23 protein-coding genes and 1 tRNA gene are annotated in these 25,833 nt (G+C 72.9%); 6 read left to right on the top strand and 18 right to left on the bottom strand.

All coding sequences use genetic code 11. The features are described from left to right. Nucleotides 1-6: 6 nt before the first annotated feature. From ACFYMP_RS22990 to ACFYMP_RS22980, 3 genes are all read right to left on the bottom strand, one after another. Nucleotides 7-825, bottom strand: coding sequence for a YceI family protein (locus tag ACFYMP_RS22990; RefSeq protein ID WP_388860725.1), 819 nt, complete (start codon nucleotides 823-825; stop codon nucleotides 7-9). Nucleotides 826-1,038: 213 nt separating this feature from the next. Further along, nucleotides 1,039-3,618, bottom strand: a complete 2,580-nt coding sequence (locus tag ACFYMP_RS22985) for an MFS transporter (RefSeq protein WP_388860722.1) — start codon at nucleotides 3,616-3,618, stop codon at nucleotides 1,039-1,041. Between the two features lie 13 nt (nucleotides 3,619-3,631). Beyond that, complete coding sequence (locus ACFYMP_RS22980; protein WP_388860719.1) at nucleotides 3,632-4,117, bottom strand: MarR family winged helix-turn-helix transcriptional regulator; 486 nt, start codon at nucleotides 4,115-4,117, stop codon at nucleotides 3,632-3,634. A 480-nt stretch (nucleotides 4,118-4,597) separates the two neighbouring features. Between ACFYMP_RS22980 and ACFYMP_RS22975 the strand changes: the two genes are divergently transcribed. Continuing rightward, a complete protein-coding gene (locus tag ACFYMP_RS22975; RefSeq protein WP_388860716.1) occupies nucleotides 4,598-4,810 on the top strand; it encodes a hypothetical protein in 213 nt (70 codons plus the stop codon). A gap of 386 nt (nucleotides 4,811-5,196) precedes the next feature. Here ACFYMP_RS22975 and ACFYMP_RS22970 read toward each other — a convergent pair whose 3' ends face one another. The 3 genes from ACFYMP_RS22970 to ACFYMP_RS22960 form a co-directional block, all read right to left on the bottom strand. Continuing rightward, entirely contained in the window at nucleotides 5,197-6,222 is a 1,026-nt protein-coding gene (locus tag ACFYMP_RS22970) for an RNA polymerase sigma factor SigF (protein ID WP_388860714.1), read from the bottom strand. Nucleotides 6,223-6,466: 244 nt separating this feature from the next. Beyond that, nucleotides 6,467-7,267, bottom strand: a complete 801-nt coding sequence (locus ACFYMP_RS22965) for an RNA polymerase sigma factor SigF (protein WP_388860711.1) — start codon at nucleotides 7,265-7,267, stop codon at nucleotides 6,467-6,469. 489 nt (nucleotides 7,268-7,756) lie between these two features. Further along, a complete protein-coding gene (locus ACFYMP_RS22960) occupies nucleotides 7,757-7,930 on the bottom strand; it encodes a hypothetical protein (RefSeq protein WP_388860708.1) in 174 nt (57 codons plus the stop codon). Nucleotides 7,931-8,428: 498 nt separating this feature from the next. On the opposite strand from ACFYMP_RS22960, the gene ACFYMP_RS22955 reads away from it, so the two are divergent. The 3 genes from ACFYMP_RS22955 (at nucleotide 8,429) to ACFYMP_RS22945 (ending at nucleotide 10,812) form a co-directional block, all read left to right on the top strand. Then, a complete protein-coding gene (locus tag ACFYMP_RS22955; RefSeq protein WP_388860705.1) occupies nucleotides 8,429-9,442 on the top strand; it encodes an aldo/keto reductase in 1,014 nt (337 codons plus the stop codon). Between the two features lie 55 nt (nucleotides 9,443-9,497). Beyond that, nucleotides 9,498-9,917: an SRPBCC family protein gene (locus tag ACFYMP_RS22950; RefSeq protein WP_388860702.1), complete on the top strand. Its 420-nt coding sequence runs from the start codon at nucleotides 9,498-9,500 to the stop codon at nucleotides 9,915-9,917. Between the two features lie 349 nt (nucleotides 9,918-10,266). Beyond that, nucleotides 10,267-10,812 carry a DUF4142 domain-containing protein gene (locus ACFYMP_RS22945; protein WP_388860699.1) on the top strand — a complete coding sequence of 182 codons (546 nt, stop codon included), beginning with the start codon at nucleotides 10,267-10,269 and terminating at the stop codon, nucleotides 10,810-10,812. A gap of 158 nt (nucleotides 10,813-10,970) precedes the next feature. Here ACFYMP_RS22945 and ACFYMP_RS22940 read toward each other — a convergent pair whose 3' ends face one another. The 8 genes from ACFYMP_RS22940 to ACFYMP_RS22905 form a co-directional block, all read right to left on the bottom strand. Then, a complete protein-coding gene (locus ACFYMP_RS22940) occupies nucleotides 10,971-11,636 on the bottom strand; it encodes a class F sortase (protein WP_388860936.1) in 666 nt (221 codons plus the stop codon). A 72-nt stretch (nucleotides 11,637-11,708) separates the two neighbouring features. Then, on the bottom strand, nucleotides 11,709-12,533 hold the full coding sequence (locus ACFYMP_RS22935; protein ID WP_388860696.1) for a hypothetical protein: 825 nt from the start codon (nucleotides 12,531-12,533) through the stop codon (nucleotides 11,709-11,711). A 207-nt stretch (nucleotides 12,534-12,740) separates the two neighbouring features. Then, entirely contained in the window at nucleotides 12,741-13,748 is a 1,008-nt protein-coding gene (locus ACFYMP_RS22930; protein ID WP_388860694.1) for an ester cyclase, read from the bottom strand. Nucleotides 13,749-13,750: 2 nt separating this feature from the next. Continuing rightward, complete coding sequence (locus ACFYMP_RS22925) at nucleotides 13,751-15,160, bottom strand: MFS transporter (RefSeq protein WP_388860692.1); 1,410 nt, start codon at nucleotides 15,158-15,160, stop codon at nucleotides 13,751-13,753. Nucleotides 15,161-15,570: 410 nt separating this feature from the next. Beyond that, nucleotides 15,571-15,661 (bottom strand) — tRNA-Ser (locus ACFYMP_RS22920). A 65-nt stretch (nucleotides 15,662-15,726) separates the two neighbouring features. Then, nucleotides 15,727-16,155: a tRNA adenosine(34) deaminase TadA gene (tadA, locus tag ACFYMP_RS22915; protein ID WP_388860933.1), complete on the bottom strand. Its 429-nt coding sequence runs from the start codon at nucleotides 16,153-16,155 to the stop codon at nucleotides 15,727-15,729. A gap of 199 nt (nucleotides 16,156-16,354) precedes the next feature. Continuing rightward, entirely contained in the window at nucleotides 16,355-16,927 is a 573-nt protein-coding gene (locus ACFYMP_RS22910; protein ID WP_388860689.1) for a hypothetical protein, read from the bottom strand. Between the two features lie 583 nt (nucleotides 16,928-17,510). Next, nucleotides 17,511-17,726, bottom strand: a complete 216-nt coding sequence (locus ACFYMP_RS22905; protein WP_388860687.1) for a hypothetical protein — start codon at nucleotides 17,724-17,726, stop codon at nucleotides 17,511-17,513. 167 nt (nucleotides 17,727-17,893) lie between these two features. Here ACFYMP_RS22905 and upp point away from each other — a divergent pair, with 167 nt between their 5' ends. Next, on the top strand, nucleotides 17,894-18,529 hold the full coding sequence (upp, locus tag ACFYMP_RS22900; protein WP_388860684.1) for a uracil phosphoribosyltransferase: 636 nt from the start codon (nucleotides 17,894-17,896) through the stop codon (nucleotides 18,527-18,529). 171 nt (nucleotides 18,530-18,700) lie between these two features. On the opposite strand, the gene ACFYMP_RS22895 is transcribed toward upp, so the two are convergent. Beyond that, nucleotides 18,701-19,327, bottom strand: a complete 627-nt coding sequence (locus ACFYMP_RS22895) for a LytR C-terminal domain-containing protein (RefSeq protein ID WP_388860681.1) — start codon at nucleotides 19,325-19,327, stop codon at nucleotides 18,701-18,703. 140 nt (nucleotides 19,328-19,467) lie between these two features. Further along, nucleotides 19,468-19,764 (bottom strand): type II toxin-antitoxin system VapB family antitoxin, encoded by a 297-nt coding sequence (locus ACFYMP_RS22890; protein WP_003955420.1) that lies wholly within the window; start codon nucleotides 19,762-19,764, stop codon nucleotides 19,468-19,470. A gap of 231 nt (nucleotides 19,765-19,995) precedes the next feature. Between ACFYMP_RS22890 and ACFYMP_RS22885 the strand changes: the two genes are divergently transcribed. Further along, entirely contained in the window at nucleotides 19,996-21,459 is a 1,464-nt protein-coding gene (locus ACFYMP_RS22885; RefSeq protein WP_388860678.1) for a helicase HerA-like domain-containing protein, read from the top strand. A 117-nt stretch (nucleotides 21,460-21,576) separates the two neighbouring features. Here the strand turns inward: ACFYMP_RS22885 and ACFYMP_RS22880 are convergent, their stop codons facing one another. Then, nucleotides 21,577-23,163 (bottom strand): M28 family metallopeptidase, encoded by a 1,587-nt coding sequence (locus tag ACFYMP_RS22880; RefSeq protein WP_388860675.1) that lies wholly within the window; start codon nucleotides 23,161-23,163, stop codon nucleotides 21,577-21,579. 1,305 nt (nucleotides 23,164-24,468) lie between these two features. Beyond that, nucleotides 24,469-25,782 carry an alkaline phosphatase gene (locus tag ACFYMP_RS22875; RefSeq protein ID WP_388860672.1) on the bottom strand — a complete coding sequence of 438 codons (1,314 nt, stop codon included), beginning with the start codon at nucleotides 25,780-25,782 and terminating at the stop codon, nucleotides 24,469-24,471. Nucleotides 25,783-25,833 lie beyond the last annotated feature (51 nt).

Here is a 25,833-nt window from a genome sequence, read left to right as displayed (position 1 = left end):
GCGTCGTCACATCTGGGGGAGTTCCGCGCCCTGCACGGCCTGGATGTCCAGTTCGACGCGCAGGGTCGTGCCGATCGCGGCGATACCGGCCTGCACGACTTGGTTGTAGTTCATCTGGAAGTCCTCGCGGCGCAGCTCGGTCGTCGCGCGGAAGGCGGCGCGGGTGCCGCCCCACGGGTCGGCGCCGGTGCCGAGGTAGCTGAGGTCGAGGGCGACGGGGCGGGCCACGCCGCGCATCGTCAGCTCGCCCTGGACCGTCCACCGGTCCGGGCCCGCCGGGGTCACGCCGGTCGAACGGTAGGTGAGGGCCGGGAACTGCTCGACGTCGAGGAAGTCGGCGGACTTCAGGTGGCCGTCGCGCATCGCGTTGCCTGTGTCGATGGACGCGGCGTCGATGACCGCCTCGACGGTGGAGCGCTCGACGTCCTGGTCGATGTCGATGCGCCCGGAGAACTGGGTGAACCGGCCGTGCACGCTGGAGATGCCCAGGTGCTGCGCGACCGCGCCGACCGAGGAGTGCGCCGGGTCGATGGACCACGGTCCGGGCGGGGGCAGTTCCGCGCCGCCCTGCCGGGCCAGTACGACGGTGCCGACGTCGGCGCGGCCCGAGGCCGTGACGAGCGCCGTGGAGGCGACCGGGGCGTAGCCCACGGCCGTCACGATCACGGTGTAGGGACCGGACTTGAGGACGGAGGCGTCGTGCACCTGGCCCTCCTCGTCGGTCTCGGCGCGCAGCACCTGCGTGCCGGTCATGTCGGTCATGGTGACGACCGCGTGGGCCACGGCCCACCCGTCGCGGGTCCGGATACGAGCGCTGAGTCCCATCCCGTTTTTCTCCTTGCGTACATGCGTCGCGCTCCCTGTGGGGCGCCCGCACGAAGTGCGTGACCGCGCCGGTGGGCGCGGGAAAAGTACCGGCCCCGGGGCCGGTGGCGGTCCGGCCGTCCCCTGCCGTCCACCACCGGTTCCGGGGCCTCTTTCCGCGAGGGACCGGGGGCGCGTCTCCGCTGGGAACGCGCCCCCGGTCCCTGGGACCTGCTACTCGCCCGGGTGGGCGAGTTCGATGTCGTGGCCCTCGACCCCGGCCCCGTGGACCGTGAGCCCGGTGGCCACCGGCGGGTAGCCGGTCGCGATGACCGTGTACTCGCCGCCGTCCAGGTCGGCGAAGCCGTAGGCCCCGTCCTCCCCGGTGGTGGCGGTGCCGACCACGTTGCCCGCGGCGTCCACGAGCGTGACCCGGGCGTCCCGCAGCGGCCCGCCCGCGGCGCGGACGACCCCCTGCACCTGGGCGCCGGAGCGCAGCGGGATCTCGACGCGGGTGACGCCGGTGGAGCCGATCTCGACGGGCAGCGCCGCCGGACGGTGACCGGGGGCGTTGACCGCGAGGGTCACGGTGCCCGGCACGAGGTCGGTGAAGGCGAACTCGCCCTGCTCGGCCGTCTTGCCGGTGGCCAGGACGTCACCGCGCACGTCGGTCACGATGACCATCGCGTCGGGTACGCCCCGCTGGTCGTCGGCCGAGCGGACGACGCCGCTCAGACCGCTCGTCCCGCTCAGCACGATGTCGTACGTCAGCGGTTCGGCGCCGACCACGATCGTCGAGGCCTGCGGCTGGAAACCGTCGGCCGAGGCGATCAGCACGTAGCTGCCGGTGCCCGGGGCGTCCAGCGCGTAGGCGCCGTCCGGCTGGGCCACGGCCCGGCCGAGCTGCCGTCCGCCGAGGGAGATCAGCGTGACCGCGGCCTGGGCCAGCGGAGCGTTCTCGGCCCCGCGGACGAAGCCGCTGACGCCGATCCCGCCGGGGATCTCCGCGCCCGGCACCGTGCCGAGCGAGGCGGTCGCCGCGGTGGCCGAGCGCGCGGCCGGCTGGGCGGCGTCCGCACCGGTGGACGGCTCGGTCGCGGCGACCGCTCCGGCCATCGCGGGCACCGGGGCGGTGTCCTGCACGGACTGGGCGGCCTGGCCGGCCTGGGCGTCGGCGGGGACGGCGGACGCGGGGGCGCCCTCCGTCGCGGGCGCCGGGGCGGCCGAGACCGCGCTGGAGCGCAGCGGGATCTCCTTGATGAACCAGGTCAGGAGGAAGGCGAGGAACGCGCAGGGGGCGGCGAAGAGGAACACGTCCGCGACACCGCTGCCGTAGGCGCTCTCGACGATCGACTTGATCGGCTCGGGCAGGGCCTTGACGTCCGGGATGGCGCCCCCGCCGCCCAGGGCACCCTGGGCCGCGTGCGCGCCCTTCGCGCCGAGGCCGGCGATGCCGTCCTTGATGTGGTCGCTGACCCGGTTGCCCAGGATCGCGCCGAGCGCCGAGACACCGACCGCACCACCGAGGGAACGGAAGAAGGTGACCGTGGAGCTGGCGGAGCCGAGGTCCTGCGGGGACACCTGATTCTGGGTGCACAGCACGAGGTTCTGCATCATCATGCCGATGCCGAGACCCATCAGGGCCATGAAGATCGCGACGTGCCAGTACGGGGTGTCGTACTCGATGGTGCTCAGCAGGCCGAGCCCGCCGGTGACCAGCGCGCCACCCGCGACCAGCCAGACCTTCCAGCGGCCGGTACGGGTGATGACCTGCCCGGAGACCGTCGAGGAGACGAACAGCCCGGCGATCATCGGGATGGTGAGGACACCGGACATCGTCGGCGACTTGCCGCGCGCCAGCTGGAAGTACTGGCTGAAGAACACGGTGCCCGCGAACATCGCGATACCGACGAACAGCGAGGCGGCCGAGGCCAGCGTGATGGTGCGGTTGCGGAACAGCCGCAGCGGGATGATCGGCTCCTTGGCCTTCGACTCGACCAGGACGAAGATCAGTCCGAGGACGATCGCGCCGCCCACCATGGTCCAGGTCTGCCAGGAGATCCAGTCGTACTTGTCACCGGCGAAGGTGACCCACAGGAGCAGCAGGGACACCGCGGCGGCGATGAAGAAGGCGCCGCCCCAGTCCACCTTGACGTCCCGCTTGACGACCGGGAGCTTCAGCGTCTTCTGCAGGACGATGAGCGCGATGATCGCGAAGGGCACGCCGACGTAGAAGCACCAGCGCCAGCCGAGCCACGAGGTGTCGGTGATGACGCCGCCGAGCAGCGGTCCGCCGACGGTCGCGACGGCGAAGGTCGCGCCGAGGTAACCGGAGTAACGCCCACGCTCGCGGGGCGAGATCATCGCGGCCATGACGATCTGTGCGAGGGCGGACAGACCGCCCACGCCTATGCCCTGCACGACGCGGCAGATGATCAGGAAGCCGGCGCTCTGCGAGAGACCGGCCGCCGCCGAGCCGACGACGTAGACGACCAGGGCGATCTGGACCAGCAGCTTCTTGTTGAAGAGGTCCGAGAGCTTGCCCCACAGGGGGGTGGTGGCGGTCATCGCGAGCAGCGAGGCCGTGACGACCCAGGTGTAGGCGCTCTGTCCACCGCCGAGGTCGCCGACGATCTTCGGCAGTGCGTTGGAAACGATCGTCGAGGACAGGATCGCGACGAACATACCGAGCAGCAGCCCGGAGAGCGCCTCCATGATCTGCCGGTGGCTCATCTGCACGTCGCCGCCGGCGGGTGCTCCTGAGCCGTGCTTGGCATGGCTGCCCCGCACACCGGACGGTGTGGTTGTTGCCATGGACTTCCTTCTCTTACGAGGGTGTACCGGTGGTCTGTTCTATGGAGTCCGGGAGCCGGGCCCAGGCGGTCCGGCAGTCGCCGAAGCTGTCGCGCAGCCGCGCGAGCAGTCCGTTCAACTGGTCCACGTCGTCGTCGGACCAGTCCTCCAGGTAGTGCGCGAGCGCCGTGACGTGGCGCTCGGAGAGCTGGGTCAGCAGGGCTCCGCCCTCGGGCGTGAGCCGCAGGATGCGAGAACGCTTGTCGGTCGGGTCCGGGACTCGTTCGACCCACCCCCGGTCCGCGACATGGGCGACATGCCGGCTGGTCACCGACATGTCGACCGCCAGCAGCTCCGCGAGCTTGCTCATCCGCATCTCGCCGTACCTGCTGATCAGGTGCAGGACGGCGGCGGAACCACTGGGGCAATCAGGGGGAAGAATCCGTCCCAGGCCGCGTTTCACGGCACCGAACGCGCTGAGCTGACGGGCCAGCTCCTCATATTGAGGCTGCTCGGCCATGTCGTTCTCCTGTTTTGTTGCTTAGGGCAACCATAAAACCAGTTGGTTGCCCCAGGCAAACTAAAACGGACCAAGCCGTTCAAAGCTCTGGCAAAGGGTTGGGGTAGCGCTTGCAAAGGGAGGGGGTGGGTGGGGTAAGGGAGAGCGCCGGGGCGGGTGAGGCGTGGGGCGGGCGGTGGGGGCTGCCGGAGGGTGTGGGGGCGCGGTGCTCGGGTCTCGTCCGGTCCCGTCCGGGCCTCGTCCGGTCCGGTCCGGGCCCTGTCCCCTGTCCCCTGTCCCCTGTCCCCTGTCCCCTGTGCCGGCCCCGGGTGAATCGGTCGCCGAGGGCGCTTCCGTGGCCAAAAACCCTCGCCGGGTACCGGTTTTCAGCCCTCCTTCGCGCGCGGGGAGGCCGATCGGTGCCCGGTTAGGGCCGGAAGGTGATCTTCTGTTCCCCGGGGGGTTGGGCCGGGGCCGCAGTATTCGCTAGGGTCCTGGCCCATGGCACACAACCCGCACGCGCCCCAGGGACCCGAGGGCACCCCCGACCCGGCCGGCAGCACGCAGATGTTCCGCGCCTTCGTGGACGAGGAGGGCCCGCGCAGCCAGACCCAGCAGCCGCAGCGGTCCTCCGGACCGCGCGTCGGCCTGATCGTCGGCGTCGTCGTCGCCGTGGTGATCATCGTCGCCGTCGTCGCCCTGGCGGTCCTCTGACCTCCGGGCCCCAGCCCGTACGGGGGGCCGGTCACGGCCGGGCCCCCGCCCGCCTCCGGTACGGAGCCCGCCCGCCGGGCGCCTGTCCGCTTTCGACCGCGCGCCCGCGTACGCACGTGAGCGCGCGATAACACACGCGGCGCGGTGCTCCTCACGGAGTGTCCGCGCTGTACGTGTTCCGGCCTGCGCGTGTTCCGCGCCGTACGTGTTCCCGCGCGCCCTGTCCCGGGGCGCGGCGCCACGGCTCACCGGGCCACGGCTCACCGGGGCCGTGAGGAGCCGGGCGGGCCGCGTCCCCGGCCGCCCGGGGCCTCGATCCCCGTCCTCTTCCCGCCGCCACCCCTCGGTGACGTCCCGCCGTCGCCTCTCGGCGGCCTCGCGCGGGGTCAGTCCGCGATGAGCCCTTCCCTGAGCTGGGAGAGGGTGCGGGTCAGCAGCCGGGAGACGTGCATCTGGGAGATGCCGACCTCCTCGCCGATCTGGGACTGCGTCATGTTGGCGAAGAAGCGCAGCATGATGATCCGCCGCTCCCTGGGCGGGAGTTTGGCGAGCAGCGGCTTGAGCGACTCGCGGTACTCGACCCCTTCCAGCGCCGTGTCCTCGTAGCCGAGGCGGTCCGCGAGGGAGCCCTCGCCGCCGTCGTCCTCGGGGGCCGGGGAGTCGAGCGAGGAGGCCGTGTACGCGTTGCCGACGGCGAGACCGTCGACCACGTCCTCCTCCGACACCCCGAGCGCCACGGCGAGTTCGGGCACGGTGGGGGAGCGGTCGAGCTTCTGCGCCAGTTCGTCGCTGGTCTTGGTCAGCGCGAGCCGCAACTCCTGGAGTCTGCGCGGGACCCGCACCGACCAGCTGGTGTCGCGGAAGAAGCGCTTGATCTCACCGACGACGGTCGGCATCGCGAACGTCGGGAACTCCACCCCGCGTTCGCAGTCGAAGCGGTCGATCGCCTTGATCAGGCCGATCGTGCCGACCTGGACGATGTCCTCCATCGGCTCGTTGCGGCTGCGGAAGCGGGCCGCCGCGTACCGCACCAGGGGGAGGTTCAGCTCGATGAGGGTGTCCCGGACGTAGGCGCGCTCCGGGCTGTCCTCGGCGAGGTCGCCCAGGCGCAGGAAGAGCGCGCGGGAGAGCGTCCGGGTGTCGAAGCTGGCGTCCGAGATCCGGGGGGAGACGGGGGCCGCGGGAGCGTCGGCGGCGGGAAGCACTCCGGCCGGGGCTCCGGCGTCCGGGGCGGCGGAACCGGCGGGGCCGGTCACGGGCACCTCCACCGACTCCGTACGCGGCGCCGGAAGAGCGTAGTTGAGTGTGTCACCGACCGGCTCGGCGGACGGCAGCACTGCCACCCGGTCGAGCCCGTCGGGGGTGCTCTTGCTGAGCGTGAGCACCTTCGAGCTGCCCTGTTCTGCGGACATGCCACCCCCTTGAGGTCGCGGACGGTAGCGGCGGACGCTCCCGTCTGAGGAACGCAGCCTCCACCTGAATACCGGAGGCGAGGCTGCGGCAAACGCAGTTCCAGCAGAATGTCACATGTCGGCAACGCGCTGTAGCGGTATGTCGACAAACGAGTTCTGGAAAGGCGCTGGAAAAGGGGCTTCTGATGCGATTTCAGGCGGCTGGGGCGCTGGTCGGCCGAGGATGCGAAATGACCCGTTCCGGTTACGCCTCGATCCGGTTTGCGGATCTGAGGCGTGCAAAGCTGCGCGCGAGCAAACGGGACACGTGCATCTGTGACACACCGAGTTCGGCGCTGATCTGGGACTGCGTCAGGTTGCTGTAGTAGCGCAGCAGGAGAATGCGCTGCTCGCGCTCGGGGAGCTGGACGAGGAGGTGCCGCACGAGGTCGCGGTGTTCGACCCCGTCGAGGGCCGGGTCCTCGTAACCGAGCCGGTCGAGCAGTCCGGGCAGCCCGTCGCCCTCCTGGGCGGCTTCGAGGGAGGTCGCGTGGTAGGAGCGCCCGGCCTCGATGCAGGACAGCACCTCCTCCTCGCTGATCCGCAGGCGTTCGGCGATCTCCGCGGTGGTCGGGGAGCGCCCGTGAGCGGTCGTCAGGTCCTCGGCGGCGCTGTTGACCTGCACCCACAGCTCGTGCAGCCGGCGCGGTACGTGGACGGTGCGGACGTTGTCGCGGAAGTAGCGCTTGATCTCGCCGACGACGGTGGGCATCGCGAAGGTGGGGAACTGGACGCCGCGTTCGGGGTCGAAGCGGTCGATCGCGTTGATCAGGCCGATGGTGCCGACCTGGACGACGTCCTCCATGGGCTCGTTGCGGCTGCGGAAGCGGGCGGCGGCGTACCGCACGAGCGGCAGGTTGGCCTCGATGAGCGCGGCGCGCACCCGGGTGTGCTCGGGGGTGCCGGGGGTGAGGTCCTTGAGCCGGCCGAACAGCACCTGGGTCAGCGCTCGGGTGTCGGCGCCGCGGCTGCGGGGCGCAGTACTGGCCGGCACGGTCATCGCCATCCCTTTTCCGCCTCGGTTTCCGCCTCGGTCTGATCCTGGCCCGACCTGTTCACTCTTCCGTCAAAAGCGGTCATAGCATCACAAGACATGCGCACTGTGCGCAAGCACCGCATAACGCCGTGTTGGGGCCGGGAGGGACCCCTGCCGGAAGGTGGGGACGGGGCGCGGGCGGGGCGCCCCTAGGGAGGCCGCGGGGTGCGTACGGCCGCGTAGGGCCGTGTGAGGCCGCGGGCGGCCCGCGCGGAGACGCGGGGGGCCGGACGGGTGGCGCGGCGTGCGGGGTGTGGGGTGTGGGGTGTGGGACCGGGAGGTACAGGGGGCCTGCCGCTGGGGGCGCGTGCCGGCCGGGGCTGCGTGCTGTCCGGGGTCGCTTGCTGCCCGGGTCCGTGCACGGTCCGGGTTCGCGCGCTGTCCCGGTGCGCGTGCCGTCCGGGTCCGTCCCGGCATAAGTTCCCGCCCGGCTACGGGGGCACGGCTACGGCACCGCGGCTATTTTCCGCCGTTCGCTATCCAGGTCATGAAGTCGCCGACGGCCGAGGCTCCGTCGGAGACGCCCTCGAAGCCCATCTGGACGTAGTCGGCCGCCTTGGCGGGGTCGGTGATGATGACGTAGAGCACGAAGACTATGACCGCGAACAGCGCGATCTTCCTGGCTTGCGGCACCGCGGCCTCCCCTGTGCGTCCCTGCGTGCGCGCCCCTGCGTGCGCGACCTGCGGACGCGCCGCCCCGCGCGTCCCGCGCGCCGTGCGCACGGCGCTGGTGCGTACGGTACGCGCGGGGAGTCTAACCCGGCCCGATTCGCCCAAGATCGTCGGCGTGGAAGCAGGAGTGCCCGGGGCGCGGGGGCGAGGCCCGGCCTGTACCGGGACGCACAGGACTTTTCTACGAAGCGAGCCGAACCGGACCGAGCCGGACCGAACCGGCGCGGGTCCTCGCTCCCGCTTGAGGCCAGGGGCCCTCCTCCCTGAGGGCCGGGGCCGGGGCCGGGACGGGGCTGCCCGCCCCCGGCCCGCGTGCCCCGGCCCTGGCCACCCCGGGCGACCAAACCATCACGAATCGCACCTTTTGCTTTATGGCGCGTATGCAATTATTGTCGAGACATGTAAACGGCGGGCGCCGAATGAGTGTGTCCGTCGGCTCGATAAGAGAAGGGCCGCGTCATGCGTCTCACCACACTGCTTCCGGGCCGGCTCGGCTTCGGAACCGCCCCGCTCGGCAACATGTTCCGGGCGATCCCCGACAACGAGGTGCAGGAGACCCTCCAGGCCGCCTGGGACCAGGGTGTCCGGTACTACGACACCGCGCCGTTCTACGGGGCGGGCCTGTCGGAACTGCGCCTGGGCGAGATGCTCTCCCAGCAGCCCCGGGACTCGTACGTGCTGTCCACCAAGGTCGGCCGCGTGATCTACGACGAGGTCGAGGACCCGGCCACGCGTGAGCTGGGCGAGAAGGGCGGCCTCTTCGAGCACGGCCGGCCCAACAAGATGGTCAACGACTACACGGCCGACGCCACGCTGCGTTCCGTCGAGGACAGCCTGAAGCGGCTGCGGACCGACCGGCTGGACATCGTCTGGGTCCACGACATCGCCCAGGACTTCTACGGGGACGACTGGCTCCAGTACTACGAGTCGGCCCGCACCGGCGCCTTCCGGGCGCTGTCCCGGCTGCGCGACGAGGGCGTCATCAAGGCGTGGGGGCTCGGCGTCAACAAGGTCGAGCCGATCGAGCTGACCCTCGCCCTGGACGAGCCGCGGCCCGACGGCTTCCTCCTCGCCGGCCGCTACACCCTGCTCGACCACGAGCGCGCCCTTCAGCGCCTGCTGCCCGAGGCCGCCGAACTGGGCGTCGACATGGTCGTCGGCGGCCCCTACAGCTCCGGCGTCCTCGCCGGTGGCACGCACTTCGAGTACCAGGAGGCGTCGCCGGAGATCGTCCAGCGGGTGACCCGTGTCAAGGAGATCGCCGCGCGGCACGGCGTCAGCATCAAGGCCGCCGCCCTCCAGTTCTCCCTGGCCCACCCGGCCTCGGCGGCGGTGGTCCCCGGCGCGACGCGTCCCTCGCGTATCGCGGAGGACGTGGCGGCGCTGGAGGAGAGCGTCCCCACCGACTTCTGGGCGGAACTGCGCGCGGCCGGCCTGGTCAGCGCCGCCGCCCCGCTCCCCGCCGGGAACTGACCCCGAACCCCCGGCAGGCCCCCCGCAGGCACTCCACCCCCCACAGGAGAACCCCATGGCGTCCACATCCGTGAGCCGGGTCGTCCCGGCCACCCCCGAGCAGGTCTGGGAGCTGATCGGCGGCTTCCACTCCCTGCCCGACTGGCTCCCGTACATCCCCGAGAGCACGCCGCTCGAAGGCGGTCGCGCGCGCGAACTCCATAACGCCGACGGCGAGGTGATCGTCGAGCGCATGGAGGGCTTCAGCAACCGGGAGCGCCACTACACGTACTCGATCCTCCGGGCCCCGTTCCCGGTACGCGGCTACCTCTCGACCCTCCGGGTGCACGACGTTCCCTCAGAGCCCGGTGCCGCCGAGGTGGAGTGGACCGGCCGCTTCACGCCCGACGGGGTGAGCGACGAGGAGGCGGCCGAGCTGTTCACCGGCATCTACCGCGAGGGCCTGGAGGCCCTGCACCACACCCTCGCCGGGTGAGGACGCCGGACGGACCGGCGGCGGGGGCGCGTCCCACACGGGACGCGCCCCCGCCGCCGGTCGTGAGCCCCCGGTGTCCGTGACCGGGCGGCCACGGACACCGGGGGCCCGGACGGTCAGGAGAAGAGCAGGCGGTACGTCTGGAAGCCGGCGCAAGATAACCCGCGCTCGCCGGGGTGTCTCCCGGTGGGGCCGCTCGCGGGGCCGGGCGGGTGATCGTGGGGCCGTTCGTGTGAGTACCGGCGGGTCGCGTGGGATGAGTCGGGGGCGGGTGCTGTACAGCGCTCGCTTTCCGTTTTCCTCCCGGTCGGCCGCCCCCGGCCCGGACCGGGGGCGAAGGGAGTACGACGTGATACGTACGCGTGTGGTACCGACGGCCGCGCTCGCCGCGGCGCTGACCGCCCTGGCGGCCCCCCAGGCCCTCGCGGCACCCCAGGCCCCGGCGGCGGCCCAGCAGGTCAGCACCCAGGACGCGGCCTGGATGAGGGCGGCCCACCAGAGCAACCTCGCGGAGATCGCGGCGGGCAGGGACGCCCAGCGGCACGCGACGACCGACTGCGTGAAGAAGGTCGGCGCGGTGCTCGTGCGCGACCACGGCAAGCTCGACACGGACCTCAGGGCCCTCGCGGGCAAGCTCGGCGTGCGGCTGCCCGCCGGACCGAACGCCACACAGAAGCGGGACCTGGCCGCCCTCCAGCGCGAGGCCGGCACCCGGGCGTACGACACCGCGTGGCTGAAGACCGAGGAGACGGGGCACCGCAAGACGCTCGCCTCGATCGACAAGGAGCTGAAGACGGGCAGCGACGCCGAGGTCCTGGCCGCGGCCCGCAAGGCCCGCCCGGTCGTCGCCGGGCACCTCAAGATGGTCGAGGGCGGCACCTGCCGGCCCATGTGACCGCACCGCGCGGGCGCGGCCACGACGCACCACCGGTTCCGCGTACGCCGTGACCCGCTGCGCCCGGCGCGGGGCAACCGGCCCCGCCCCGCCTCCGGCCCGTTCCCACGGAGCCGGAGGCGGGGCGGGGTTCGTCGTCCGCGCGCGTCCCGGGTGCCCTACCGGACGAGGCGCGCGTAGACGACGACGTTGTCGCTGTAGTGATGGCCGTCCCGGCTGTACTCACCGCCGCAGGTGATCAGCCGCAACTGCGCGTCGGGGGTGTTGCCGTACACCTCCAGGCTGGGGAACCGGTCCTTCGGGTACTGGGTGATCCGGGTGACGCTGAAGACGGCCGTACCGCCGTCCGAACGGCGCACCTCCACGCGCTGACCGGTCCGCAGGCGGGCCAGGTCGAAGAAGACGGCCTTCTTCCCGTTCCAGGTGACGTGCCCGGCGATGACGGCCGGGCCCCGCGCCCCCGGCGCCGCGCCGCGCGCGTACCAGCCGGCCTCGTCCGGGTCCCGGGGCGTCCCCAGGACGTGGTTCTCGTCCAGGGCGAGCCGTTCCAGCGAGGTGGAGACCCGGAGGGAGGGGATCACCAGGCGGGTGGGCGGGGAGACGGGCGCCGTGGGACGCGGTGCCGCCGGGTCCTGCGCCGAGGCCGTCCCGCCGGACCCGGGGGCCCTCGGCGAGGACGGCGCGGACGGCGAGGCCGGGGCGCCGGGGGCCTGTCCCGCGGCCGACGCCGGGACCCGTGGCGGGGCGGGCTCCTGGCGCAGCAGGGCGGCACCCAGCGCCACCCCGCCGGCCAGGAGCAGGACGCACACGGCGGCGAGAAGCAGCCGCCTATGCCCCCGGCCCCGCGCGGCGGGCGCCGCCGGCGCGTCCCGCGGTTCCGGTGTGCTCACCCCGCCTCAGTTCCCGGCGGGGGCGGTGCGGTTGCCGCGCCGCCGCGCCGCGAACCCCAGCGTTCCCGCGCCCAGGAGGGCGGCCGCGCCTCCGGCGAGCAGTACGGGGCTCTCCACACCCTGCGTACCACCGGAGCCGGTCTCGACCCCGCCCACCGGCATCGAGCCGACCGCCGCGCCGGCCAGCATGCCGCACGAGGCCGGGGCGGTGGCCTCCTGGGGCAGCTTCGGGTCGAGTTCGCTCTTGCCCTTGCCGAAGTCGTACTTCCCGTTGCCGTTGGGGTCGATCCCGTGCTGCACCACGTGCAGGTCCTTGATGTGCTCGGCCACGGCCGGGGACACCGTGAGGGTGCGCTCGTAGGACAGCTTCCCGTCCTTGTCCGCCACCGGCATGCGGGTCACGTCCAGTCCGCTCTTCTTCGACGTGTCGCCCTTGGTGGTCAGCGAGATGTTGATGTCCCCGTACATCGGCAGGCCCTCGGCGGTGGTGACGATGCCGTCGTGGTTCTTGTCCGCGCTCGCGTCGGGACAGTGGAAGTCGTGACCGTCGGTGGAGCCGTGGATGTGCTGGGCGTGGGGCTGACCGGGTACCAGCCCGGACGCCTCTATCCGCACGGTGAGCCGGCGGCCGTCGAGCGTGAGCATCGCGGTCCCCTGTGCGCCGGAGTCGTTGAGCTGGTCCAGATCGACCTGATAGGAGTGCCCCTCCGCCATGGTGCCCGTGTGGTCCTCGTGCCCGGAGTGCGCCGCGGCCGGGAAGGCGGCGGAGAGCGTGAGCGCGGCCGGAACGGCCAGCAGGGCGGTGAGTCGAGCGGTGCGCCGAGACTTCACTGGAGATCAGAACCTTCCATTGCCCCGCCCCGGCGAGAGCCGGGGCGGGTACGCAGTCAGTGACACCAGTGATTCGGGGGCCTGGCCCCTCCGGATTGGTCCCGTGTGACGTGAACTCGTCGAGGGGGCAGGCAGGATGGGGACGAGCGGCCCGCGCCGGGGCATCCGCTCGCGAGGAGTCCGCAGGTGGGGACGGACGGCTCCGTCCTACTGGACGTCCTTGTCGCGCTGCCGCTGGATCTGCACCAGCAGGGCGAGTTCGTCGTAGACGCGCCACTCCTCGGCGATGAGCCCGTCCCGGATCAGGAAGTGGCTGATGCCGAGGACCCGTACGGGCTCGCCGGTGACGGGACCGTAGGCCGGCACCCCCCGGTAGGTTCCCTCCAACTGCCATACGGCGGCCACCCGTGTGCCCCGCCCGGGGCTCGTGGACACGGCGAGGTCGGCCACCTTGATCCGGGCGTCCGGGAAACTCGCGAGCAGGAAGATGATCGCGTCGCGGTACTGGTCCCGCCCCTGCGCGGTGCGCGCCCTCGTGTCGTGGCAGATGACGTCGTGGCTCACGAAGCGCTCCGTACGGTCCAGGAGGCACTCGTTCCACAGTTCGCCGAAGTACGAGAGCACCAGCTCGCACTCCTTCTGGTGGCTTGGGGGGCGCGGGCCCGAGACGCCCGCGGCCAGCAGGTCGCTCCCGGCGTCCTGCGGCTGCGGGGCGGCCGGGCCCGCGGACCGGGCCAGGCCGACGGCCACCTCGGCCGGGTCCAGACCGATGCCGCGGACCAGTTCGTACTCGTCGCGCACCAGCCATTCCTCGACGAACTCCCCCTCGCGCACCAGGCAGTGGGCGATGCCCCGCATCCGGAAGGGGCGGCCGGTGGGCGGGCCGTACGCGCTGAAACCCGTGCTGGTACCGGTGTGCAGGGCCCGGTGCGAGCTGATGAAGGCGTCCTCGCCGCGCGACTCCCAGATGATGTCCTCGGGGCCGCCGACGCGGTCCGGGAAGGAGGTGATGCGCTGCAAGGTGCCCTGCACCACGGGCTCCACACCCGTGACGGTGCCCTGCGCCCCGTGCACGACGACGTCCCGGGCGTAGCACTCCCGGATCAGCCCGATGCCGCGCTGCTGCCAGATGCGGTCGGTCCAGCCGTTGATGTACGTCTCGACACTCTCGTACGGGGCGTGAGCGGACCGGCCGGGGACGAGGGGGATGGTCATGGTCATCCTTTCTGCGGGGACGGGATCGGGGAGGGGGCCTCGTCCGTCCGGCCCGGACGGGAGGTGGCCAGGGCCGCCGGGGCGGGGCCGGTGTCCACCGCCCCGGCCGCGAGCGAGCCGTGCGCGGTCTCGCGCATGCCGAACAGGATGACGAGGAAGGAGATGACGGCCAGCCCGCCGAGGTACAGGCAGACCGAGTAGAGCGAACCGGTCCAGCCCACCAGCGCGGTGGCCACCAGGGGCGCGGTGCCGGAGAAGAGGGAGAACGGCACGTTGAAGCCCAGCGCCGTCGTGGTGACCCGTACCTCGGTGGGCACCATCTCGGGCAGCCAGGCCGCCAGCGGTACGGCGATGAAGAACTCGGGTACGAGATAGACGAGTTGGGCCAGGAGTGCGGAGCCGAAGGTCTGGCCGTGCGCGATCAGGAAGCTGAGCGGTACGAGGACGACGACGCAGACGCAGCCCGTCAGCAGCATCGGTTTGCGGCCGATCCGGTCGGACAGCCAGCCGGCCAGGACCAGGAACGGCAGGTAGACGGCGAGGGCGACCGCGTTGGAGGCGAAGGCCGCGCTGTGGCTCAGCCCGCCCTCGGAGTCCAGCCACTGGGGCAGGTAGGTGACCCAGACGTAGGACAGGACGGCGTTGGTCATCGCGCCGGCGGTGAACATCAGGAGCACCCGCCACTGCGTACGCAAGGTGTCCATGACCGGCGCGGTCTTCGCGATGCGCCCCTCCCGGCGCGAGGCCAGGAACTCCGGGGTGTCGTCGATGCCGGACCGCAGCAGCAGACCGAGCGCCGCCAGCGGGAGCGCGGTCAGGAACGGCAGCCGCCAGCCCCAGCCCGACATCTGCTCCTGGGTGAGCAGGGCCGAGGTGAGCGAGGACATGCCCGCGCCCACCAGGAGCCCGCCGAACACGCCCATCGAGGCGAAGCCGATGTACAACCCCCGCCGTCCGCGTCCCGCGTACTCGATGAGGAAGGTCAGGGCGCTGCCGTACTCACCGCCGTTGGCGACCCCCTGGAGCATGCGCAGCAGGAGGAGCAGGGCGGGAGCGGCGAGACCGATCGTCCCGTACCCGGGCAGCAGGCCGATGCAGGTGGTGCACACGCCCATGAGCACGATCGTAGTGATCAGCACGGTACGGCGGCCCACCCGGTCGCCGATGCGGCCGAAGATCAGGCCGCCCACCGGCTGCACCAGGAAACCGAGCGCGAAGACGCCGTACGTGCTCAGCAGCGACACCGTGTGGTTGTGGCTGGGGAAGAAGCTGTCGGCCATCACCGGGGCGAGATAGCCGTACAGGCCGACGTCGATGTGCTCGATGAAGTTGCCGACGCTCCCGGCGATGACGGTCCGGGTCGTCTTCGGGTCGGTCGGCGGCGGTGTTCCTTCGGCACTTGTCGCTGCCATCGCCATCTGGACCTCTCTCAAAGAAGTGTGGAGTGTCGCGCGCACCGCGCACGCAGCGGCGCCGGTGGAGCGGGGCGCCGGGTCGATGTGCCTACGGCTGTGTACTACGGGGCTGTCCAGACACAACCCTCTGAGGTGGGACGAAGCCGGAATCCGGCAGGGAGGAACTCGCGATCGTGCATACGAATGCACAGCGCACGGAAGGCTAGTGACGGTTCCTCGGCGAGGTCAAGGGATGCGGCACGGCCACTCCGCGAGCGGACCCCGCCCGCGCCGCGTCCCCGGCCGCGGTGAGCGAAGCGGGAACGGGCGGGCGCGGGGCGGGGGAGGTGACCGGCCCCCGGCTTCCCCCCGGGCGGGCGCAAAAAAACCGCCCCCGACCTGTTCTCCCAGGTCGGGGGCGGTTCTGCTGGCGGTAGCGGTGGGATTTGAACCCACGGTGACGGGTTACGCCACACTCGCTTTCGAGGCGAGCTCCTTCGGCCGCTCGGACACGCTACCGAGAGAGATCCTAGCCCATGGGTGGGCCCGAGCCGAAATCGGTTCCGGAGGGCGGCCGGGGGCGGTCAGCCGGTGCGGAAGAAGGCGGTGAGGGGGGCGGCGCACTCCTCGGCGAGGACGCCCTCCACGACCTCGGGCCGGTGGTTGAGGCGGCGGTCGCGCAGGACGTCCCACAGCGAGCCGGCCGCTCCGCCCTTCGCGTCGCGGGCGCCGTAGACGACGCGGTCGACGCGGGACTGGACGGCGGCGCCCGCGCACATCGTGCACGGCTCCAGGGTCACCACCAGGGTGCAGCCGGTCAGCCGCCACTCGCCGGCGGCGGCCGCCGCCCGGCGCAGCGCCAGGACCTCGGCGTGGGCGGTCGGATCACCGGTGGCCTCGCGCTCGTTGTGGCCCCGGCCCAGGACCGTGCCGTCCGGGGACAGCACGAGCGCGCCGACCGGGATCTCACCGGCCCCCGCCGCCGCGTCCGCCTCGGCGAGCGCGGCCCGCATCGACGCGCGCCACGGGTCGCGTACGGGATCGGGGGGCGGGAAGGCCGCGGGGCGGGCGGGGTCGGGGGCGGGGTTCTCGGGGCGGCCGGGGCCGGGGGCGGAGCTCGGGGGGCGGCCCGGGTCGGGGGCGGAGGTGGTCACGTCTCCACGCTCGCACAGGCGGAGGCACCGCTCCGCCCCCGAGGGTCCGGGCGGGGACTCAGCGCACGGCCTCCGCCACGTCGGACACCCCCAGGGCGTCGCCGATCGCGGTCAGGGGGTCGTTCTCGTCGACGGTCAGGAGATCCGCCCGGGACATGCCCAGGTCGGACAGGATGCCCGGGTCGCCGAGGGGGCCCGGCGGCACGGTGTCCTCGGAGGCGGGCGGGGAGTAGCCGGCCACGGTCTCCGGGTCCTCGGCCGCCTCCGGTTCCCCTTCCTCCGTGCCGTCGAGGTCGAGGGCGTCCAGGTCGGCGGCGAGGTCGGCGGCGCCCGGGTCGCGGCCGAGCAGTTCGTCGGTGAGCAGGATCTCCCCGTACGAGCTGCGGGAGGCCGCCGCCGCGTCGGAGACGTAGATACGCGGATCGTCCTCCCCGTCCACGCGCACGAGTCCGAACCAGGCACCCTCCTCCTGCTCGATGTAGACGAGGACGGTCTCGTCGTCGGCCCCGGTACGGTCCGCGAACTCCCGGGCCAGGTCGGTGAGGTCCGCTAGGGCCTCCACATCGTCGAGCTCCGTGTCGCTCGCTTCCCACCCGTCTTCGGTGCGCGCGAGCAGTGCGGCGAAGTACACCGTGACTCTCCCACTGGTATGAGGCGTGCCGGTGAGGTGTTCCCCGGCGGGGGTCGGGGCGGGGATGCGGTGCGAAGGTCCCCGTCCCATCGAATCGTGGCAGAAACGCGGGCGGCAGGTGAAGGGTTCCGACTCCTGTGTCCGTGTCCCGTCCGGCAAGAGTCTGCGCCGTGTCCCCTGGATCGCGGTAGGGGCCGCGCCGACGGGCGCGGCATTGGGGTGGTTGTGGAGCGGTACGTCCCGGCGGGCCGCCCGGCTGGGCGCGCGGCGGGCCGTCGTCGCCGGAGCCGTGCGCCCGGGGCGTACTCCCAGAAGTCGGGGCGGGGGCGGGGACGGCCGGGGCGTGCGTATCCCGGCGGGCGCGCGTCTCGGCGGCCTGTGCGGGTGTGCGTACGCGGGCGGCCGGGTCCCCGCGTGGGCGCGTACCCGGGCGGGCGCGCGCCTCCGCGGCCTCTGTACATGGGCGTACGTGGGCGGTCGTGTCGCCCGGCGGGCCCGTACCCGGGAGGGCGCGCGCGTCCTCACGGCCTCGGTGGTCGCGCGTCCTCTCGGTTCCCGCTGGTGTGCGTGCCCGGCGGGCGCGTCACCAGCGGAACGTGCGCATCCGCATCTGCTGGCGCATTCTCGCCGCTCGCGCGCGGCGCGGCTGGACGCGGTCCCGGAGTTCCTTCGCCTCGTTCAGCTCGCGCAGGAACTGGGCCCGGCGCCTCCTGCGGCCCGCGTCCTGCTCCCGCTCCCGGGTTGCTTCCTCGTCCCGCGGCCCGGGTTCCCGCCGCCGCGCCCCCGGTTCCTCCGGCACCTCGCCACCGCCTCGTCCCTGGCCGGACTGGTGTGTTCCCGGCGTCTTCCTGGCGGGCCCGGTGCCTTCCGTGGCCCCCGGCCGCGACCCTGTTCCGGTTCCGTTCCCTCGTAAGGCTGGTTTGATGCCGGTGAGAGCGTGTCCGGCCGCCGGTTACTGTGGAGAACATGCGGATTCACGTCGTCGACCACCCCCTGGTGGCGCACAAGCTCACTACGCTGCGCGACAAGCGCACCGATTCGGCCACCTTCCGGCGCCTCGCCGACGAGCTGGTCACCCTGCTCGCCTACGAGGCCACGCGGGACGTGCGCACCGATCAGGTCGACATCGAGACCCCCGTCGCCACCACGACGGGTGTCAAGCTCTCGTACCCGCGTCCGCTCGTCGTGCCGATCCTGCGTGCCGGGCTCGGGATGCTCGACGGAATGGTGCGGCTGCTGCCCACCGCCGAGGTCGGTTTCCTCGGCATGGTCCGCAACGAGGAGACGCTCCAGGCCTCCACCTACGCGACGCGGATGCCCGAGGACCTCTCCGGCCGGCAGGTCTACGTCCTCGACCCGATGCTGGCGACCGGCGGCACCCTCGTCGCCGCGATCAAGGAGCTGATCGCGCGCGGCGCCGACGACGTCACCGCCGTCGTCCTGCTCGCCGCGCCCGAGGGCGTTGAGATCATGGAGCGCGAACTGGCCGGTACGCCGGTGACCGTCGTGACGGCCTCCGTCGACGAGCGGCTCAACGAGAGCGGCTACATCGTGCCGGGCCTCGGCGACGCCGGGGACCGCATGTACGGGGCGGCGGAGTAACCACCCGCCGTCAGAGGGACCGGCGCGGGACCGGCGCGGGACCGGCGCGGGACCGGCGCGGGACCGGCGCGGGACCCGCGAGACCGGCGGGCCGGAGCGGTGCGGCGCCCGATGTGCCCCCCGCGCGCCCGGTCCGGTCCCGGCCTTCCGCTCAGTCCCGGCCCGCCCCGCTCAGCACTTCGGCGCGGGCGCCGGGGCCGGGGCGCGCAGGGTCGCGAGGGCCTTCGAGGCCGCCGCGGGCGTGGTGAGCTGCTTGAAGCCGTCGCCGATGATCAGGTCGACGTCCCCGCCCTTACGGGTGTCCGTGCGCGTCCCCGCCCCGGTCAGCTGGGTGCCGAGGACGTCGAAGGCGCCGCCGCTCGCGGTGGGCGCGCCGAGCAGGAGACCGGCGGCCTTGACCTTCTTGTCGTAGGTCTTCGGCGCGTTGCCGACCTCGCCGATCGTGAAGCCGCGCTTCTTCAGCTCGTCGGCGGTCTTCTTCGCCAGCCCCTCGCGCGGGGTCGCGTTCAGGACGTTGACCTTGATCTGGTCGGGGGCCGGCACCTTCTTGACCTGCGCGGGCCGCGCCGAGGGCCGGGGGCAGTGCTTCGGGCCGGAGGCCGCGTCGGCGGTGCCGCCGTCGACGAAGACGCCGATGAGCTGAAAGGTCCCCCAGCCGAGCAGGCCGAGGACGGCGGCGCTCGCGGCGAGGACGAGAGCGATCCGGCCGCGCCCGCGGGGCCGTCGGCGCATGTGGGGGAACTTGTCCCCCGTGATGCGGTACTTACCGCCCATGCCGGGGGGAGTGAGCATGCTCATAAGCGCAGCGTAGTGCCGCTGTGGAGCCATGCCTACTTAATGATCAACCACTTGGGCGCAGTGTGGGCGCAGACCTACCCGAACGGATCAAAAACGTTCACGGACGGCCGTACGGCCGTGAGCCGGGCTCCCTCGGCCGGTCAGCCGAGTTCGAGCACCCGCGCGTGCAGCACCTGGCGCTGCTGGAGCGCGGCCCGGACCGCGCGGTGCAGCCCGTCCTCCAGGTAGAGGTCCCCCTGCCACTTCACGACGTGCGCGAACAGATCGCCGTAGAACGTCGAGTCCTCGGCGAGCAGGGTCTCCAGATCGAGCTGCCCCTTGGTGGTGACGAGCTGATCGAGGCGGACCGGGCGCGGAGCGACGTCCGCCCACTGCCGGGTGCTTTCCCGGCCGTGGTCGGGGTACGGCCGGCCGTTTCCGATGCGCTTGAAGATCACACGGAAAGCCTACCGGGCCCCGCTCTCCGGGCGCAGCCATGCCCGGGGAGTGCGAGCCTGGAAAAGGCATGGCAAATCGGGGTACTTCGGCCCTGTCAGCTCCTGGCGCCTCCTGTCAGCGATCCTCCGATTGTTCCCCTTGTTCCCCTTGTTCCTCTTGACTCCCCTGGTCCGGTGGCCGGTCCTCCCGGCTGCCCCGGCCCTCTCGACTCACCGGAACGCAGGTGTCCCATGAACGACCGACCCGCTTCCGGGCCCGGTGCCCGCCATCTCAGTGCCGTACCCGATCCGGTGGCCGTCCCGGAGAGGGCCGCCGGCGCGCTGCCCCGCCCGGCCTTCGAGATCGCGGCGGGGCACGCCTTCGCGGGGCCCGCGCTGGATCTCGGGGCCCTGATGTGGGAGGGGCGCTGCCTGCCGGACGCGCAGGTCCTGCTTCCGCTGTCCTCGCTCACCCGGCACGGCCTGGTCGCGGGCGCCACCGGCACCGGGCGGACCAGGACGCTTCAGCTCCTGGCCGAGCAGCTCTCGGCGCAGGGCGTCCCGGTGCTGCTCACCGACGTGCGCGGCGACCTGTCGGGGATCGCGGAGCCCGGCGAGGCCGGTACGGGGGTGACGGGCCGGGCCACGGAGGTGGGCCAGCGGTGGACCGGGGCGGGACGGCCGACCGCGTTCTACGGGCTGGGCGCGGACGGGGCGGGGGTGCCCGTCCGCGCGACGGTGACGGGGCTCGGGCCGCTGCTGCTGGCGCGGCTGCTGGGGCTCGACGCGGTGGGGGAGGAGACGCTGGCCCGGGTCTTCCGGTACGCCGACGCCGAGGGCCTCGAACTCGTGGGCCTCGACGATCTGCGCGCCGTCCTCACGGACACCGGGACCGTCGGTGGTCCCGGCGGTCCGGGCGGGGTCCCGTCCGGGGCGGCCGGGGCGGTCCTGCGCGCCGTGTCGGCCTTCGAGGCGCGGGAGGCGGCGGGCGCCCTCTTCGGCGCCCCCGCGTGCGCTCCGGCGGACTTCCTGCGGCTCACGGCGGACGGCCAGGGCCTCGTCTCCGTCCTGGAACCCGGCTCCGCGCGGGACCACCCGCCCCTGTGGACGGCCTTCCTGATGTGGCTGCTCGCCGGGCTGTACGAGGCGCTGCCCGTGGTCGGTGACGTGGGCCGGCCCCGGCTGGTCCTGCTCGTGGACGAGGCGGAGCCGCTGTTCTCCGGGGCCTCGCCGGCCTTCTTGGAGGCGGTGACGCGGACGGTGCGGCTCATCCGCTCCAAGGGCGTGGGGATCTTCTTCGTGACCCGCGCCCCGCAGGACGTGCCCGCCGACGTGCTGGGGCAGCTGGGCAACCGGGTGCAGCACGCGCTGCGCGCCTTCTCCGCCGAGGACCGGGAGGCGCTGCGCGCGACGGTGCGGGACTTCCCGGAATCGGCGTACGACCTCGGGGAGCTGCTCACCGGGCTCGGCACCGGCGAGGCGGTCGTCACGGTGTGCGGCGAGCACGGCGCGCCGACCCCGCCGGCGGCCGTACGGCTGCGGGCCCCCGGCTCGCGCATGGGCCCGCTCGACCCGGCCGCGCTCAGGGCACACGCCGAGCGGTCCGCCCCCGCCCCGGCCCGCCCGCGCGGGGGCGGGGCCGGGAACGGGAACGGAACGCGAGCGGGGATCACGCGGTCGTTGTTCGGCACGGCGACGACGGGGCACCGGAACTGACGCGCCAGCAGCGGCACCGACGCGTGATCACCGGCATGGACGCGCGCCCACCGGCACTAACGCGCGTCCTACCGGCACTGACCAGGCGTCAGGTACCGGACGCGGGCCCGTTCGTCGTCACCTCTTACGCGCCCCGTCGGGCGACGTCTCCACGGCCTCCGCGCGGGACGCGGCGCCCTTCGCCGGTTCGAGGGAGCCGAGGTCGTGCGCGTAGGTGCCCACGGCGTGCGCGATGACGTCGATGTTGAGGTCGAAGGCCCGCATGTCGAGGTTCTTCAGGGTGTCGCAGGCCGCGTGGTAGCAGGGGTCGTAGGCGAGGCCCGCCGTGCCGCCGTACTTCTTCGCCTGCGCCTCCGTCTTGAGGCCCTCGGCGCCGGTGAAGGTGCCGCCGGACGGGATGCCCGCCTCGATGAACGGGCCGTAGTCGGAACGCCCGTCGAAGTCGGTGCCCTCGTGCGGGGAGCGGCGGCCGTCGAGGTAGCGGTTGATGTCGCGTTCGAGCTGCGCGGAGCCCTCGGGGCCCGGTCCCTCGCCCTCGTCGTCGGAGTTGTCGCCGTCGTACACGAACTGGACGGGGTTGGGCGAGGCGATCATGTCGAAGTTCAGGTACAGCGCGATCCGCTCGCGCTGGGCGGGGCTGAGCGACGCGACGTACGCCTCGGAGCCGAGCAGCCCGTTCTCCTCGGCGGACCACCACGCGAAGCGGACCTTGTTGCGCGGCTGGCCGGGGGTGCGGGCGAGGTCGAGGGCCACTTCGAGGAGTCCGGCCGAGCCGGAGCCGTTGTCGTTGATGCCGGGGCCCTCGGTGACCGAGTCGAGGTGCGCGCCGAGCATGACGGTGCGCCCGGCGGAACCGCCGCGTGTCTCGGCGAGGACGTTGCGGGTCGTGCGGGGCTCCTGGAGTTCGCGGACGTCGAAGCGGACGGTGACGGTCCCCTTCGCCGCCTCGGCGGCCAGCGCCTCCCCTTCGGCGCGGGTGAGACCGCCGGTCGGGATACGCGCGGCATCGGCGGAACCGAGGGTTCCGGAGAGTTCGCCGTCCTCGTTGTTGTAGATCACGGCACCGACCGCGCCCGCGTCGGCGGCCAGGGCCTGCTTGATCGCGAAGGAGCAGCCGCCGCGCCGGATCACCGCGATCCTCCCGGTGTACGCGCCGGACGTCCCGTAGTCGGCGGCCTCGCAGCCGCTCGTGGCGTCGGCGTCGACGGGCACGGTGGCGAGGGCCGCCTCGATCCCGCCCTCGGGCGTCGACTTGGTGTAGGACATCGCGCGCAGGTTCAGTTCGCGCGGACTGGGCGTGAGCACGGAGAGCTTCTGGGCGAGCGTCTCGGTGTAGACGAAGTCGAAGGTCTGGTAGCTGACCTTGTACCCGGCGCTCTTGAGCAGCGTCCCGACGTAGTCGGCCGAGCGCTCGTGCCCGGGGGAGCCGGCGGCGCGGTGGCCGTCGTGGCGGTCGGCGATCCCCTGGAGGGCGCGCAGGTGGCGGTAGGCGTCGTGGGCCGAGGACTTCCCGACCAGCTTCGCGGCCAGCCGCCGCGCGTCGTCGGCGGGCCGGTCGTGACGGTGCCCCTGGCCGGGGCGGTGCCCGGCGTCGGCGGTGGCGGCGGGGGCGCCGGCCAGCAGGAGGGGCAGGGCGAGGGAGGCGGCGGCGAGCAGCGCGCCGGTTCTCCGGGAGGTGGCGGTTCTTCGGGAGGTGACGTTCACAGGGGGCCTTTCGGGGGTGCCGATGCGAACGGGACGGGCCGGGACACGGAGCGGCGACGGGCGGTGCGTCGTACGGGCCTACGCGCACGGTCTGTGCGCCATCTGTGCGCCGTCTGTGCGCCGCCTGTGTGTCCCGGGGTTCGCAGGACCGTAGCGGGGGTGGGGCGGTACGGGAAGAGGGCCGTCCCTGTCGTGTCCAGGTCCGGCCCTCCGGCCGGCTGAGGCGGGGTCGGTTCCCCACCCCGCCTCCTACCCCGTGTGACCTCGGCCTTCCCGCTTCTCCCCCGGGCGGGTGCGTGGACACGGGCCCCGTATCACCCCAGACGCCCCTGCTCCCGCTCCTGGTGGTGGCGCTGCCCGGGGGCGGCGGACGGGACGGCGGGACGGCGGACGCGCAGCGGACGGGCCTGGCCGGATTCCACCGGTTCCCCGCCGCTCACCGCCTCGGGTTCGCGGAGTCGACGGGGCTCTTGAGGCTCGTGGGGCTTTTGAGGCTGATGGGGTTCGTGGGGCTGACGGGGCTCACCCGGCTCCACGCGGCTTTCCGGTGTCGCCGGGCTGGGCGCGGGCTCCGGGTTCTCGTCGCGGCGCCGGGCGCGGCTGGCCTCGGCGCGCAGGAGGGCGCGCAGGGCGGCGTAGGTGTCGAAGGGCATGACGGGGTCTCCCCTGGTGTTCCGTGTGATGCGCTACGGGCGCGCACGGCGCTGCCGTGCGAGGTGGGCGCGTCCGCCCGGGAAGGGCGGGACGCGGGAGGGACGCCTCGGACGCTCAGCAGCGGAGCACTACGCAACGAGGGGAGAGGATGCCGGGGACCCGGAGGGGCGGGGGCACGGAGGGCCGGAGGACGAGGTGCCGGGGGACCGCGAGGACCGGTGACCGCCTGAGGCCCCGTCGTGCCGTCGTCGGGGCGAGGACCCGGGGGTCCGCTCGGCCGGGGCGGTCGGGCCGGCCGGGTTCGTGCTCTCCCGGCCCGCCGTCCCCGGGCACGGGCTCCCCGGAGACCCGGTCGAGCACCCCGGCGGCCCCACCGGACGTCACGGCCCCGGACACCCCGGCCGTGACGAGGAACAACGCGACGAGCAGCGCGCACACCGGCCTCGACAGGTGTCGGAACGCGGGACGGCCACTCATGAGGCTTGCTATGCCCGCCCGTCGTCCTACTTCGTCCTGTACGGGCGGGTATACGCCCGTACGGGGGACGGGCGGGTCCTGGGAAGGGCGGCGGCCCCGCGCGCGGAGACGCCCGGGGAGGGCGCCGCGTCCGCGCGACGGGGCCGGTGGTGGTGCCCGCGCCGGGGCGGAGGATCAGCGGCGCGTGAGAATCGAGCTGAGGACCTCGTGGACGTACGTGTTGGGGTGCTTGCCGTTGAAGCGGTCCGAGGAGGGGCCGGTGGCGGTGACGGGGACGGCGACCGAGCTGTGCTGGCCGGTGGTCCAGTCCACGTAGAACTGCTTGTCGCTGCCGCGTACGGCGAAGGGGCCGTCCTCGGCGGAGACGCCGGTGCCGGACTCGTCGGTGTCGTCCTTCTCCTCGACGGCGAGGCCGCCGGTCTCGTGGTCGGCGGTGACGACGAGGAGGGTGTCGGGGTGCGTGGCGACGTACTGGCGGGCCACGGCGACGGCCTTCTCCAACTGCCGTACGGACTCGATGACCTTGCCCGCGTTGTTGGCGTGCGCGAACTCGTCGACGCCCTCCTCCTCGACCATGAGGAAGAAGCCGTCCTTGTTCTTCTTGCCGCCCTTGCCCTTGTCCAGGGTGTCGAGCGCCTTGGAGGTCATGGTCGCGAGGTCCACGACGGGGCTGTAGACGTCGCCCTGGCCCTCGGGCTTCTGCTGGAACATCTCCTCGTTCGCGAACAGCCCGAGCAGCTTGCCGCTCTTCGCCTTGGCCTTGCCGAGCTGCTTGGCGCTGCTCACGTACTCGTAGCCCTTGTCCTGGGCCTTCTCGATCAGGTTGCCCTTGGTGCCCTTGCTCGCCTCGGAGGGGTCCTCCTTCGGCTGGTCGGGGAAGGCGCCGGGCTTGCCCTTGGGCAGCCACCAGTCCTCGCCGCCGCCGAGGATCACGTCGGGCTTGCTGACCTGGAGGTACTGGCGGGCGATCTCGTCCTGCTGCCCCCGGTCGGGGGTGTTGGAGAAGAAGGCGGCCGGGGAGGCGTCGGTGACCTGCGCGGTCGTGACGAGACCGGTGCGCTTGCCGGCGGCCTTCGCCTGCGCGCCGAGCGTCGGCAGCGGGTTGCCGTCCACGTCCACGCTGATCGCGCCGTTGTACGTCTTCTCGCCGGTCGCCCAGGCGGTCGCGGCGGCGGCCGAGTCGGTGACGACGGCCTTCGGGTCGTGCGGGCTCGTCGTGAGCTGGCCGTCCACCGGCAGCTTGTCCATGGCCAGTTCACCGTCGAGCCCGGCGAGGCTGAGCCGCGCGGCCTCGCGGGCGGCGGCGCCCATGCCGTCGCCGTTGATGAAGATGACGTTGCGCGCCTTCGCCTTCGCGCTCGTGCTCGCCTTCGCCTTCGCCGGCTGCGGGGCGTCGGCGGAGGCGCCGAGCGTGGGGCTCACGACCATCGTGACGACGGCGGTCGCGGTGGCGACGCCGAGCGTGGTGGTCCAGGTGGCTCTGCGCATGTCGTTGACTCCCGTGGTGTGTGGCCGGACCCGTGCGGTGCGGTCGGACGT

It is taken from the genome of Streptomyces sp. NPDC007088 (assembly GCF_042869355.1).
Lineage (GTDB): Bacteria > Actinomycetota > Actinomycetes > Streptomycetales > Streptomycetaceae > Streptomyces.
Note: the sequence above shows the minus strand (reverse complement) of the source record. Positions and strands in the feature narration are given on the sequence as shown.